The organism is Nioella ostreopsis, assembly GCF_004000255.1.
In the GTDB taxonomy this organism is placed as follows: Bacteria; Pseudomonadota; Alphaproteobacteria; order Rhodobacterales; family Rhodobacteraceae; genus Nioella; species Nioella ostreopsis.
The window spans coordinates 190,410-203,507 of the sequence record NZ_RCIQ01000004.1 but is presented as its reverse complement, the minus strand read 5'-3'; the positions used below and the strand labels follow the sequence as shown (position 1 = coordinate 203,507).

Annotated in this window: 10 protein-coding genes; 9 read left to right on the top strand and 1 reads right to left on the bottom strand. The window is 63.7% G+C overall.

What is annotated here, in order from left to right; translation table 11 throughout:
- Positions 1-197 precede the first annotated feature (197 nt).
- The 9 genes from EP237_RS06395 (at position 198) to EP237_RS06355 (ending at position 11,849) form a co-directional block, all read left to right on the top strand.
- A complete protein-coding gene (locus EP237_RS06395) occupies positions 198-1,847 on the top strand; it encodes a BCCT family transporter (protein WP_127559262.1) in 1,650 nt (549 codons plus the stop codon).
- 239 nt (positions 1,848-2,086) lie between these two features.
- On the top strand, positions 2,087-3,313 hold the full coding sequence (locus tag EP237_RS06390) for an aminotransferase class V-fold PLP-dependent enzyme (protein WP_127559260.1): 1,227 nt from the start codon (positions 2,087-2,089) through the stop codon (positions 3,311-3,313).
- A gap of 58 nt (positions 3,314-3,371) precedes the next feature.
- Positions 3,372-4,751 (top strand): cryptochrome/photolyase family protein, encoded by a 1,380-nt coding sequence (locus EP237_RS06385; protein ID WP_127559258.1) that lies wholly within the window; start codon positions 3,372-3,374, stop codon positions 4,749-4,751.
- Between the two features lie 59 nt (positions 4,752-4,810).
- Positions 4,811-6,022, top strand: a complete 1,212-nt coding sequence (locus EP237_RS06380) for an SAM-dependent methyltransferase (RefSeq protein WP_127559256.1) — start codon at positions 4,811-4,813, stop codon at positions 6,020-6,022.
- A gap of 4 nt (positions 6,023-6,026) precedes the next feature.
- Positions 6,027-6,470 carry a TrgA family protein gene (locus tag EP237_RS06375; RefSeq protein ID WP_127559254.1) on the top strand — a complete coding sequence of 148 codons (444 nt, stop codon included), beginning with the start codon at positions 6,027-6,029 and terminating at the stop codon, positions 6,468-6,470.
- 9 nt (positions 6,471-6,479) lie between these two features.
- On the top strand, positions 6,480-7,595 hold the full coding sequence (locus tag EP237_RS06370; protein ID WP_127559252.1) for an NUDIX domain-containing protein: 1,116 nt from the start codon (positions 6,480-6,482) through the stop codon (positions 7,593-7,595).
- Positions 7,596-7,710: 115 nt separating this feature from the next.
- Complete coding sequence (locus tag EP237_RS06365; protein WP_127559250.1) at positions 7,711-8,739, top strand: cysteine synthase A; 1,029 nt, start codon at positions 7,711-7,713, stop codon at positions 8,737-8,739.
- 6 nt (positions 8,740-8,745) lie between these two features.
- Complete coding sequence (locus EP237_RS06360; protein WP_127559248.1) at positions 8,746-11,124, top strand: DUF3772 domain-containing protein; 2,379 nt, start codon at positions 8,746-8,748, stop codon at positions 11,122-11,124.
- A gap of 2 nt (positions 11,125-11,126) precedes the next feature.
- Complete coding sequence (locus EP237_RS06355; RefSeq protein ID WP_127559246.1) at positions 11,127-11,849, top strand: alanyl-tRNA editing protein; 723 nt, start codon at positions 11,127-11,129, stop codon at positions 11,847-11,849.
- 124 nt (positions 11,850-11,973) lie between these two features.
- Here the strand turns inward: EP237_RS06355 and EP237_RS06350 are convergent, their stop codons facing one another.
- Entirely contained in the window at positions 11,974-13,047 is a 1,074-nt protein-coding gene (locus tag EP237_RS06350; protein ID WP_127559244.1) for a hypothetical protein, read from the bottom strand.
- Between the last annotated feature and the right edge of the window lie 51 nt (positions 13,048-13,098).

Below are 13,098 nucleotides of genomic sequence, written 5' to 3'. Positions count from 1 at the left end.
TAAATGCGCCGCAGCCGGTGGGGGAAGTGCCGTTTTTGTACAAGAAGCGATGCCCCCCCGCACTAAGGCTTGCCGAATGGGAGAGATTGCGACCGGACCCGGTTTTTTCGGAAAAACATCTCCGGGGTCGGCATGGAAAGGAGACAGGGGATCATCCAGCGAAAACGTTTTTCCAAGACATCTGGGAGGAGAACTCTATGGCAAAAACGCCCCCATTGATGGAACTGCCGATCAAGACCGCCGAGGGCGGTTTTTATAACGGTTTCAGTAAAGACGTCACGGTAACCGCAAAGATTCTGGTCGGTGCGCTGATCATCTGGGCTGTTGCATTTCCGGACAATGCCGCCAGCGTGCTTGGCAGCCTCAACAGCTTCCTGCTGGCGAATTTCGCAACCTGGTATATCTGGGTCGTGGCCTTCTTCATCATCGTTTGCATCTTGCTCGCGCTTGTGCCGTCAACCGGCCGCCTGACGCTCGGATTGCCGGAGGACAAACCGGAATTTTCCAATTTCTCCTGGTTCTCGATGATGTTCGGGGCCGGTATCGGCATCGGGATGCTGACCTTCGCAACGGCAGAGCCGATCTATCACTTCGCCACCAACCCCGACGTGATCGTGGGAAGCGCCGAAGGATCGTCTGCCGAAAACGTGCGCAACGCTTACAAATGGTCGTTCCTGCACTGGGGCATCGGGGCCTGGGCCTGCTATGCGCTGGTCGGGCTGTCGCTGGCTTATTTCTCCTACCGCCGCAACCTGCCGCTGACCATCCGCTCGGCACTGGTGCCGCTCTTTGGTCGCTCGCTGTCGGGTACGCTCGGCCATGTGGTCGACATCGTTGCCGTGGTGGCAACGGTTCTGGGTGTTGCCCAGACTCTTGGTTTCGGCGTGAACCAGTTCGTTGCGGGTGTGCACCGCATTGGTCTGGGCGATTGGCTGCTGAACGAAGATGGCAGCGCCTCGACCATGGCGATTGTCTTCGCGCTGCTGGTGATCATGGGGGCGTCCACCCTGTCGGCGCTGTCCGGCGTGGGCAAGGGCATCAAGTGGCTGTCGAATATCAACATGGGGCTCAGCTTCTTCCTGCTGGCGTTCTTCCTGATCTTCGGCTCCACCTTCTTTGGCCTGCAGGCGCTGTTCGTCGGCATCTTCGACTACCTGATCAACCTGCCGTCGATGATGTTCACGGTCTGGCGTGCCGATGGTGTCGAGGACTCTGTCGCGACTCAATTGTCCAGCTGGCAGGGCGGATGGTCCGTGTTCTACTGGGCCTGGTGGATCGCGTTTGCCCCGTTCGTGGGCGTGTTCCTGGCCCGTATTTCCCGCGGTCGGACCGTGCGCGAATATGTTCTGGGTGCGATCATCATCCCGTCGATGATGTGCTTCGTCTGGTTCGCCATCGTGGGCGGCACCGCGATCGACCTGTCGCTGAATGGCGATGCGGGTGATGCGATTACCGGCGCTGGCGCTGAATCGCAGCTCTTTGCGATGCTTGACGTGATGCTGTCCTCTGGCCTGGCCTGGGTCATGGCGCTGATCGTCGTGATCCTGCTGCTGACATACCTGGTGACCTCCGCTGACTCTGCCGTGCTGATTGTGAACACGATCAACTCTGGCGGGGATGAAGGCCCCAAGGGTCGTCCGCATATCATCTTCTGGGGCGCGGCCCTGGCACTTGTGGTGGGCGCATTGCTGGTGATCGGCGGATTGGGTGCGATCCAGACCGCCATGGTCATCGGGGCGCTGCCATTCAGCTTCGTGATGCTCCTGATGGGCTTTGCCGTGATCAAGGGCATCTGGCGCGACGCGATCCGGGAAAAGAACGGTGTCGAAAGCGTCTATCGCGGGTAAAGCGATTGGTCTGAAACAACTCTCGATCCCCCGTCGGGCAACCGGCGGGGGATTTTCGGTTTGCGGCAGGTGATTGACCCGGGCCATGGCCTGTCGTAGCCATGTCGCGTCGCGGGCATTGACCTGCGGCTGCCGCTGATCCGCCGGGATCGCCGGCTCGGCTGGAAGACCTGCCAGGTTGGGGATGCCCGCCTGTGGCGCGGCTTTCCCGGGATGGTGACAGGACAAAGGATCGCACTATGACCACCATGGATATCGACTGGGTACGGGCGCAGTTCCCGGCCTTTTCGCAACCCTCCCTGCAGGGGCAGGCCTTTTTCGAGAACGCCGGCGGCAGCTATACCTGTCAGCAGGTGATCGACCGGCTGTTCCGCTTCTACACGGAACGCAAGGTGCAGCCCTACGCGCCCTACGAGGCGAGCCGCTTGGGCGGCGAAGAGATGGACGAGGCGCGGGCGCGTCTGGCAGCGATGCTGGGGGTGGAGACCGATGAGCTGTCCTTCGGCCCCTCGACCACGCAGAACACCTATGTACTGGCGCAGGCCTTCCGGCAGTATCTGGACGCGGGCGACGCGATCGTCGTGACCAATCAGGATCACGAGGCCAATTCCGGCCCCTGGCGGCGGTTGGCGGATGAGGGGATCGAGGTCCGTGAATGGCAGATCGACCCGGAGACCGGGCATCTCGACCCGGCGGCTCTGGCGCAATTGATGGCCGATGGCAAGGTGCGGCTGGTCTGCTTCCCGCACTGTTCCAACGTGGTGGGCGAGGTGAATGACGTGGCCGCGATCTGTGCGCAGGCGAAGGCGGCGGGGGCCTATACCTGTGTCGACGGGGTCAGCTATGCGCCGCATGGGTTCGAGGATATGGGGGCGCTCGGGGCCGATATCTACCTTTTCTCCGCCTACAAGACCTACGGGCCGCACCAGGGCATCATGGTGATCCGCCGCACGCTTGGTGAGGTGCTGCCGAACCAGGGGCATTATTTCAACGAGGGGTCGCTCTACAAGCGTTTCACGCCGGCTGGCCCCGACCATGCGCAGGTGGCCGCCAGTGCCGGCATGGCGGATTACATGGAGGCGCTCTCGGCCCATCATGGCGGACCGGCCAGCGGGGCCGGGGCGGCCCGCTTTGCACATGGGCTGATGCGCGAGCAGGAAGTGTCGCTGCTGGAGCCGCTTCTGGCTTACCTGTCGTCGAAGAACTCGCTGCGCCTGATCGGCTCGGCTTCGCCAACGGGTCGCGCGCCGACAGTTGCCGTGTCATTGGACCGTCCCGGTGAGGCCGTCGCGGCAGAACTGGCCGCCCATGGCATCATGGCGGGCGGCGGTGATTTCTACGCGGTGCGCCCGCTTGGGGCCATGGGGGTCGATTTGGAAAGGGGGGTGCTGAGGATGAGTTTCACCCACTACACCCACCACGGAGAAATCCAGCAATTGATCGCGGCGCTCGACAAGGTGATCTGATCTGCTTGACCGGTGCAGGGGCCGGTCTAACTGTCTGTAATCCAAGGGACAGAAGACCATGAGCACGGCACCGATCATCTACTGGATGCGCCGGGATTTCCGGTTGGCGGACAACCCGGCGCTGGCAGCCTGTCAGGGGCGTCCGGTCATTCCGGTCGTGATCCGTGATGGCGCAGTCACGACGCTCGGTGCGGCCCCTGCGTTCCGGTTCGGCCGGGCGGTGGAAGAGTTTTGCAAAACTCTTGGCCCGCCCGGTGGCACTGTCATTCTTCGCACGGGCGACGCGCTTGCGGTGCTGGAGGATCTGACCGCCGAGACCGGTGCGACCAAGGTCGTTTGGAACCGGCTCTATGACCCGGAAGCGCGCGCGCGGGACAGCCGGATCAAGGCGGCGCTGAAGGATCACGGGATTGCGGTAGAGAGCTACAACGGCCATCTGCTGTTCGAACCCTGGACCGTGGAAACCGGAACCGGCGGGTTCTACCGGGTCTACACGCCTTACTGGAAGGCGGTGCGCGACCGTGATGTGCCCGAGCCCTTGCCGGTGCCCGCGCTGCGCTTCCCCGATCGGATGCCTGATAGCGAGACCCTTCAAGATTGGGGCCTGGCCGCCCCGATGCGCCGTGGCGCGGCGATTGTCGAAAAACATCTGCTGCTTGGGGAGCAGGCCGCGAAGGACAGGTTGGCGGAGTTTATGGAGCGGCGTGTTGCCAGCTACCGCGACGACCGGGATTTCCTCGCGCTCGATGCCACGTCCGGCCTGTCGGAACCGCTCACATATGGTGAGATTTCCCCTAGGCAATGCTGGCACGCAGGCTGGCGCGCGATGGAGGGCGAGGGCGGCAAGGGGGCGGAACATTTCCTCAAGGAACTGGTCTGGCGTGAATTTGCCTATCACCTGATGTTCCATTCCCCGGAAATCCTGTCCGGCAACTGGCGGCCCGAATGGGATGGCTTTCCGTGGCAGGACGACGGCGAGGCAGCAGAGCGCTGGCGGTACGGCGAGACCGGGGTTGAGATTGTCGATGCCGCCATGCGGGAGCTTTATGTCACCGGCTGCATGCACAACCGCGCGCGGATGCTGGTGGCGTCCTACCTGACCAAGCACCTGATGGTGGACTGGCGGATCGGGCGCGACTGGTTTGCCGAGACGCTGGTGGACTGGGACCCGGCCTCGAACGCCATGGGCTGGCAATGGGTGGCGGGATCCGGTCCCGATGCCGCGCCGTTCTTCCGCATCTTCAATCCCGACACGCAGGCCGAGAAATTCGACCGGAAGGCGGTTTACCGCACTCATTGGCTCCATGGGGCAGGGGCGCGGGACTTCGCCGCCGCGATCCCGAGGGCCCGATCGATCCGGAACAGGCTCTGTCCGATGATTACCCTCTCCGAGGGACGGGAACGTGCTCTGGCGGCCTACAAAGCCCTGAAAGGTTAATTTTCTTGCCAGAATATGGAGTTCGCGTTCATGATACGCTTGCGACAAGGGGATGGGACATGAGTGTCAGAACGACGACAGTCGGCGAAACCGACCTGCCGCGCTATTTCGCGCAAGTCTTCCAGACGGTCAGCAGACTGAAGAACGGGCGGCTGGAATTTCACCTGCCCGATGGCCGCATTTTCCGTGCTGAAGGCACGAACCCGGGGCCGCTCGGCATCTGCGAGGTGCACGACCCCGATATCTTCGCCCGGCTGATCCGCGAGGGCGACCTGGGCTTTTGCGACGCCTATCTGGAGGGCGGCTGGTCCACCCCCGATTTGCAGGCGCTGATGGATGCGGTCCATGCGGATAATGACGAGGTCTATGACGGCTTCCTGGGCATGGCGCTGGTCCGGGCCTATGAAAAGCTGCGCTTCTGGATGCAGGGCAATTCCAAGCGGCAGGCGAAGAAGAACATCTCCTATCACTATGATCTTGGGAATGATTTCTACGCCCTCTGGCTCGATGACACGATGACCTATTCCTCGGCCCTGTTCGAAACCGGGCAGGAATCGACCGAGGCCGCGCAGCGGGCGAAATACGCGGCGCTGGCCGACAAGATCGGGGTGAAGCCGGGTGATCACCTGCTGGAGATCGGCTGTGGCTGGGGCGGGTTCGCGGAATATGCCGCGAAGGAACGCGGCGCGCGGATTACCGGATTGACGATCAGCCGGGAACAGCACGATTACGCGGTGGCGCGCATGGAACGGCAGGGGCTGTCGGACAGGGTCGAGATCCGCATGCAGGACTACCGGGAAACCGAGGGCCAGTTCGACGGCATCGCCTCGATCGAAATGTTCGAGGCCGTGGGCGAAAAATACTGGCCCGTATTCTTTTCCACCGTGCGCGACCGGCTGAAGCCCGGGGCAGTTGCGGCCATGCAGATCATCACCGTGCAGGACGCCCGCTGGCAGGTTTACAAGCGGGGCGTCGATTTCATCCAGAAATACATTTTTCCAGGCGGCATGCTGCCGTGCCCCTCGGTGCTGCGTCAGCAGGTCGAGGCGGCTGGCTTGCAGTTCTCGGGCAGTCACGAATTCGGGGAAAGCTACAGCCAGACGCTGCGGCGCTGGCACGAGACCTTCAACGAAAGATGGGACGATGTGGCGGCGCAGGGCTTTGACGACCGGTTCCGCAGGATGTGGAATTTCTATCTGACCTCTTGCGCAGCAAGCTTTCACAGCGGCAATACTGATGTCACACAGATTTCCGTGACCAGACCGGGCTGATCCCATGCCGACCACCGCCAAGCTTGTTTCCGCCGTCCTCTTTGCCATCATCGGCTTTTTCGCGGCGGACGCCTATGCGCAGACCCTGCCGCCGGGGCAGCCGCGGTTCTGGCTGATCCCCATCGTGACGGCGCTTGGCATCGGGCAGGGTTGGATGACCATGGGCCGCAATGTGGGCGAGGGAATATCCATGGCGATCACCACCGGGGTGCGGACATCTTTCATGATCGCCTTCTGGGCGGTTGCCATTTTTGGTATTTTCGAGATGTTCTACCGCTCTACCCGTCTGCGCTATGACGGGCCGGGCGAGGCGGTGATCGCGGCGCTGGATCTTTTGATGGAATATGGGCTGTCGGTGTTGACGGCGGTGCCCACGCTGATCATCTTGTTCGGGGGAGGCGCGGTTGCGGGGATCGTGACCGAGTTTGTAAACCGCCGCTGGAGCTGACCTGACCCGATGACACCCCTGTTTTTCTTTGGCACGCTGCGGCACCAGCCGCTGCTGGATATCGTCCTTGGCCGTGCTCTCACACCCGAGCCTGCCCGCCTGCCGGGATATCGCGTGGCCTGGGCCGAAGGCGAGAGCTTTCCGATGCTCGTCGCGGATGCAGGCCGTGCAGCCGAGGGTGTGCTGGCCCATGGGCTGACCGAGGACGACATGGACCGGCTGAATTTCTACGAAGGGGCGTTTTCCTACGATCTGGTTGATGTCACGGTCGAGGGCGCAACCGGCCCGGTCCCGGCGCGGGTGTTCATGCCGAAAGAGGCCCCGTGGCACCCCGGTGCGGATTGGCACCTGCAGGACTGGGTGGATCAGTGGGGGCAGTTGACGCTGATCGCGGCGGGCGAAGTCATGCGCGCTTTCGGGCGGGAAACACCGCAACAGGTGGCTGCCCGCTTTCCCATCATCCGGGCACGTGCGCAATCCTACGTTCTGGCGGCCGCCCGCCACAGGCCGGTGACCCTGTCCAGCCCGCTCACGCGCGAGGATGTGGAGATGACCTCACTTGCCCGCCCCTATGAAAAATTCTTCACGGTCGAGGAATACCAGACCCGGTTTCGCCGCTTCGATGGCACCTGGACCGACACCGGTGCGCGGGCCATTTTCAACGTGGGTGATGCGGTGACGGTGCTGCCCTATGACCCGGAGCGCGACATGGTGCTGCTGGTGGAGCAGCTGCGCATCGGGGCCTATGCGCAGGGCGATCCGCAGCCCTGGCTGCTGGAACCGGTGGCAGGCATCGTCGATGCAGGCGAAAGCTATGAGGACACCGCTTATCGCGAAACCCGCGAAGAGGCGCATGTCGAGCCGACAGCGCTGCACAAGGTGGCAGGCTACTACCCTTCTCCGGGCGGGATCGCGCAATACCTGGTATCCTATATCGGCATCACCGAACTGGCCGATGATCGCAGGAAGGTGGGTGGGCTGGAGTCCGAGGGCGAGAACATCCGCAACCTGCTGGTGCCCTACGAGCAGCTCGTCACCATGTTGGAGGCGGGTGAGCTGGTGAACGCGCCGCTGGTTCTGTCGGTGCAATGGTTGATGCTGAACCGCGATCGGCTGCGCGCCTAGGCACAGAGCCATCGCGGTGCTACCTGCTTGAGTTCGGCGCTGTGCGCGCCTATCCCTTCTAGGCAACAAGGACCGCTTTCGGGGCGGTCACAAGATATCGGCGGAGTGACCGGACATGACCATCAACAAAGATCTTGCAGCATCCGTGGGAAACACGCCCCTGATCCGGCTGAACCGGCTGAGCGATGCCACCGGATGCGAGATCCTCGGCAAGGCCGAGTTCATGAATCCCGGCCAATCCGTGAAGGACCGTGCGGCTTTGTTCATCATCCGCGACGCCATCGCGCGGGGGGATCTGAGGCCCGGCGGCACGATTGTCGAAGGCACAGCCGGAAATACCGGGATCGGCCTGTCGCTGGTCGGGGCCTCGATGGGCTTCAAGACGGTCATCGTCATCCCCGAGACGCAGAGCCAGGAAAAGAAGGACATGATCCGACTGGCGGGCGCGGAACTGGTGCAGGTGCCGGCGGCACCCTACAAGAACCCCAACAACTACGTGCGCTATTCCGAACGGCTGGCAAAGGCTTTGGCCGCGACGGAACCAAATGGCGCGATCTGGGCCAACCAGTTCGACAATGTGGCGAACCGTCAGGCGCATGTTGAGACCACCGGGCCGGAAATCTGGGATCAGACCGGCGGCAAGGTCGATGGTTTCATCTGCGCCGTGGGCTCGGGCGGGACCATCGCGGGTGTCGGCATGGCGTTGCAGCCCAAGGGGGTGAAGATCGGCCTTGCGGACCCGGATGGCTCGGGCGTTCACAATTTCTACACCACTGGCGAGTTCAAGTCCGAGGGCGGATCCATCACAGAAGGCATCGGGCAGGGGCGCGAGACCGCGAACCTGAAAGGCTTCCGCCCCGACATGAGCTACAAGATCTCCGACGCGGAAGCGCTGCCCATGGCCTTTGACCTGCTGTCGGAAGAAGGTCTCTGCGTGGGAGGGTCGTCGGCGATCAACATGGCCGGTGCGGTGCGCATGGCGCGCGAAATGGGGCCGGGCCATACCATCGTGACGATCCTTTGCGACTACGGCACACGCTACCAGTCCAAGATGTTCAACCCTGACTTCCTGCGCGAAAAGGGGCTGCCGGTCCCTGCATGGATGGATGCCGCCCCGCGCGACCTGCCATCCGTCTTCGAGTAACGGGTGATGATCCGCCGCTTCCTTGCCCTCTGTCTGGTCGTTCTGACTGCGCTGACCGCACCGGTCTGGGCGCAGGACACGTCGCTCGGCCCGGATTATGACCAGTGGACGCAGTTGGCGGACCGTGCCGAAGGCGTGATCGACGCAGAACGCGCCTCCGATCCGGCGTTTGAGACGCTGCGGGCGCAGATCGCCGAGTATCGCGAACAGTTCAGGGCCGCGACCGGAGTCAATGCCGCGCGCATCGAGACGCTGCGCGCTCAGATCGTGGCGCTTGGCCCGGTGCCAGAGGATGGCAGCCCCGAGCCGGATGAGATTTCCAGCCAGCGGACCGATCTTGGCGCCCGGCTGGCCGAGGCCGAGGCCCCGGGACGCCGGGCAGAGGCAGAGTTGCGCCGCGCGCAGGGGCTGATCGGCGAGATAGACCGCCTGCTCGCCAGCCGACAGGCCGGGGCGTTGCTGACATTGCAGCCGTCGCCGATAAACCCGGCCAACTGGCCCGGCGCGATCACGGCGGTCTTTTCCTATCTCAATTCGCTGGCCAGCGAGAACCTGCGGCTTTGGAGTTCGCCGATCTATCAGGAGGAATTCAGCGAAAATCTGCCGCTGGTGCTGATCTATCTCCTTGTTGGCATGGTGCTGATCCTGCGCGGGTGGCGGTGGGTCGGACGGATGATGCGCCGCCCGGTGGAACAGGAAGAAAGCTCGCCCACGGCGCGGCTGTCGGTGTTCTTCCTGTCGATTGCACAGCACGGGCTGCCGGCGCTCGGGGTGATTGCCTTGGCGCAGGCGGTCGAGGAAAGCAGCTTCGTGGGGTTGCGGGGCTCGGTCATCCTGGCGGCGATCCCGCAGATCGCCATCACCGTCGCGGCTGCCATCTGGATCGGGCGCCAGGTGTTTCCGGCCCGCGAAACGGCCGCGCGGCCGCTGAATCTGCCCGAGGTCAAGCTGGCCCGGGGGCGCCGTGCGGCGGGCTGGCTCGGCCTGTTGATGGGGGTGTCGCAACTGGTCGATGCCATCGCCGAAAGCGAAGGCTTCCAGCCTGCGGAACGGCTTGTCATCTTCTTCCCGCTGGTGATCCTGACCGGCCTTTTTCTGGCCCGTCTCGGGCGGTTCCTGGTGTTGCATGCCAAGGCCCAATCCGACCTTGAAGACCCAGCCAGCCTGCGGACCCGCGTCTTCGGGCTGATCGGCCGCGCCGTGCTGCTGTTGGGCTTTGCCGGTCCGGTGCTGGCCGGGGTGGGCTACTTCACCGCCGGGTCGAGCTTTCTGTTTCCCGCCGTTCTGTCCCTGTCGCTGCTGGCGCTTCTTGGGGTGCTGCAAAGGCTGGTGGCCAATGTCTACGGCGCCTTCACCGGACGGCAGGACGGGCTGGACGAGGCGCTGACACCGACCCTGATCGGCTTTCTGCTGACCATCGCCTCGGTGCCGATCTTCGCCCTGATCTGGGGCATGCGGCAGGCGCAGCTTGCGGATCTGTGGGAACAGCTGATCCTCGGCTTCGACCTTGGCGGCGTCCATATCAGCCCGCGCAGTTTCCTCAGCTTCGCAATCGTGTTCGTCGTCGGCTACACCGCAACCCGCCTGATCCAGAGCACCTTGCGCAATTCCGTCCTGCCCAAGACCAAACTGGACGCGGGCGGGCGCAATGCGGTTGTCACCGGAACCGGCTATGTGGGGATCTTCCTCGCTGCGCTGGTGGCCATCACGGTGGCGGGGATCGACCTCAGCTCGATCGCCATTGTCGCCGGTGCCCTGTCCGTCGGCATCGGTTTCGGCCTTCAGGCCATCGTGTCGAATTTCGTCTCGGGCATCATCCTGCTGGTGGAACGACCCATCAAGGAAGGCGACTGGATCCAGATCGGAACGACGGCAGGTTACGTGCGTGAAATCTCGGTGCGCTCGACCCGGATCGAGACCTTCGACCGGTCGGATGTGATCGTGCCAAATGCCGACCTGATTTCCGGCGTTGTCACCAACATGACCCATCACAACAGCACCGGTCGGGTCATCGTACCCGTGGGCGTGGCCTATGGGACCGATACGAAACGGGTCGAGGCGATCCTGCAGGAGGTGGCCGAGGCCCATCCCATGGTGCTGCTGACGCCGCCGCCCAATGTGATCTTCCAGGGCTTTGGTGCCGATAGCCTCAACTTCGAGATCCGGGCGATCCTGCGCGATGTGAACTGGATGCTGAGCGTGAAGAGTGACATGAACCACGAGATCGCCAAGCGCTTTGCCGAGGCCGGGATCGAGATTCCCTTCGCGCAGCGTGACATCTGGATCCGCAATCCCGATGCGCTGAAAAACACGACCGTCCTGACCGGGGCGGAGAATGAAGACGATAGAGACGACAGGGATACGTCCCCGCAAGAGGAGCAATGAGCATGACGACACAGCTATTCATGGAAGACGCCTATCGCAAATCCGCGCCCGGAACGGTGCTGCGGATCACCGAGGAAGGCGGCGTGGTTCTGGATGGCTCGCTCTTCTATGCACAGGGCGGCGGCCAGCCTGGGGATAGCGGCACGCTCGATTGGGCGGGCGGTCGGCTACGGATTGCCACGACCGTGAAGGGCGAGGCGGGCGAGATCGTGATGGTCCCTGCCGAGGCGGGGGAACTGCCACCCGTTGGGGCCAAGGTGGAACAGCGGCTGGACTGGGATCGGCGTTTTGCCCATATGCGCGTGCACACCGCGCTGCATCTTCTGTCCGTGGTGATCCCGCTGCCGGTGACCGGTGGTGCGATTTCCGCCGAGAAGGGGCGGCTCGATTTCGATATGCCCGACGCGCCCGATGACAAGATGGTGCTGCAAGGCAAGCTGAACGCCCTGATCGATCGCGATCTGCCGGTCAGCGAGACATGGATCACCGATGCGGAGCTTGAGGCCAATCCCGGTCTGGTCAAGACCATGTCGGTCATGCCGCCCATGGGTGCAGGCCGGGTGCGGCTGGTCAGGATCGGCGAAGAGGGGTCGAGCCAGATCGACCTGCAACCCTGCGGCGGTACCCATGTGCGGCGCACCGGCGAGATCGGCAAGGTGACGCTTGGCAAGATCGAGAAGAAGGGCCGCCAGAACCGCCGGGTGAGTGTCATTCTGGCCGAGTGATCCAAGGTCGGCGTCGGGCGGAGAACGGCCCGTCTCGAGCCCCCTTTCAGGGAGCCCTCGCCATGTCGTCGGGGGGGCGCTGCCCCCCTGCGACCCCCCGAGGTATTTCACCCAAGATGAAGGATCAGACGATCCAGGGGATGAACGGGTAGAGCAGGGCGATGCCGATTGGACCGAGCGGCAGGAGCCAGGGCGCGATGGCGATCTTGACGGGCAGGGGCGAGAGGTCTGCACCGCGCCTGCGGCCGAGCGTCGGGGCCGCTGCCAGAACCAGCAGGACAGAGAAGTACAGGCAATGCGACCAGCGCCCGTAATCGACGCCGAGCGCAAACAGCGCGAGCGTGGCGGCGGGGGCGAAGAGGAGCAGGTCGGGCGCCGCGCTGTTGAGCCGGTAGTGGCGATGGAGCAGCAGCAGCGGCACAAGCGCCGCATAGGCCGCGATCAGGTAATGCGAGGGCGGGAAGCCGCGGGCCGGTTCCATGATCTCCCGGGTCCAGACAGAGGCGGCGAGATTGGCCTCGGGTGGCAGGGCAGCGGCCAGGTCGATCTCGGTTCCGCCCCAGAGCATCAGCGCGATTGTGGCGGCAAGGACAGGCAGCGCGATGGTCGCGGCATCGGTCATGGACCGGCGCATGGCCAGGGCGACCACGACGGGGACGCCGTAGAAGAGGACCGCCTCATGCACCAGCATCGCGGCGGTCATGAGGAGTGCGGCAAGCCATGCGCGCCCCTTCAGGACCGACGCGACTGCCAGCCCGGTCAGCACGAAATTGAGGTGGTCGAGCCGCGCCATGTCGTAGCCCATCTGCATCATGCCCACGGGCGCGATCAGAAGCACGGCGGCGAAGACCCGTTGTCCGGGGGCGGCATCCGCAAGCGGCAGGAAAAGGCGCGCGGCAGTGATCGCAAGGCCGAGGCAGAGTACCAGATCAAGGCCGATCATCACCGCGTATTCGGCGAGCCCGCCATCGGGGAGGGCGGCGAAGATCGGCGCGACGGCGGAGCCTGCCAGCCCACGGCGGAGAAAGCCGAACTCCTGATAGCTGACATGGTAATGGGTCAGGTTCCAGACCAGCGCATCGGGGGGCGATCCAGACAAGGCCCAACCCATCAGATGCGGGCTGGCCCCGAGCAGCCAGGCCATCATCGCCAGAAGAACGAAGCCGTTCCGGCGTTCCTTGCTCCAATCAATCGCCATATGCGCCTGCCTTGTTCCCTGCGGCCCCCGCCTTGCGCGAAGTCTAGGGGA

What these genes read in the sequence shown, in the direction of transcription:
- EP237_RS06395 (WP_127559262.1), top strand. Translation starts at nt 198, where the DNA reads ATGGCAAAAACGCCCCCATTGATGGAACTGCCGATCAAGACCGCCGAG.
- EP237_RS06390 (WP_127559260.1), top strand. Translation starts at nt 2,087, where the DNA reads ATGACCACCATGGATATCGACTGGGTACGGGCGCAGTTCCCGGCCTTT.
- EP237_RS06385 (WP_127559258.1), top strand. Translation starts at nt 3,372, where the DNA reads ATGAGCACGGCACCGATCATCTACTGGATGCGCCGGGATTTCCGGTTG.
- EP237_RS06380 (WP_127559256.1), top strand. Translation starts at nt 4,811, where the DNA reads ATGAGTGTCAGAACGACGACAGTCGGCGAAACCGACCTGCCGCGCTAT.
- EP237_RS06375 (WP_127559254.1), top strand. Translation starts at nt 6,027, where the DNA reads ATGCCGACCACCGCCAAGCTTGTTTCCGCCGTCCTCTTTGCCATCATC.
- EP237_RS06370 (WP_127559252.1), top strand. Translation starts at nt 6,480, where the DNA reads ATGACACCCCTGTTTTTCTTTGGCACGCTGCGGCACCAGCCGCTGCTG.
- EP237_RS06365 (WP_127559250.1), top strand. Translation starts at nt 7,711, where the DNA reads ATGACCATCAACAAAGATCTTGCAGCATCCGTGGGAAACACGCCCCTG.
- EP237_RS06360 (WP_127559248.1), top strand. Translation starts at nt 8,746, where the DNA reads ATGATCCGCCGCTTCCTTGCCCTCTGTCTGGTCGTTCTGACTGCGCTG.
- EP237_RS06355 (WP_127559246.1), top strand. Translation starts at nt 11,127, where the DNA reads ATGACGACACAGCTATTCATGGAAGACGCCTATCGCAAATCCGCGCCC.
- EP237_RS06350 (WP_127559244.1), bottom strand. Translation starts at nt 13,047, where the DNA reads ATGGCGATTGATTGGAGCAAGGAACGCCGGAACGGCTTCGTTCTTCTG.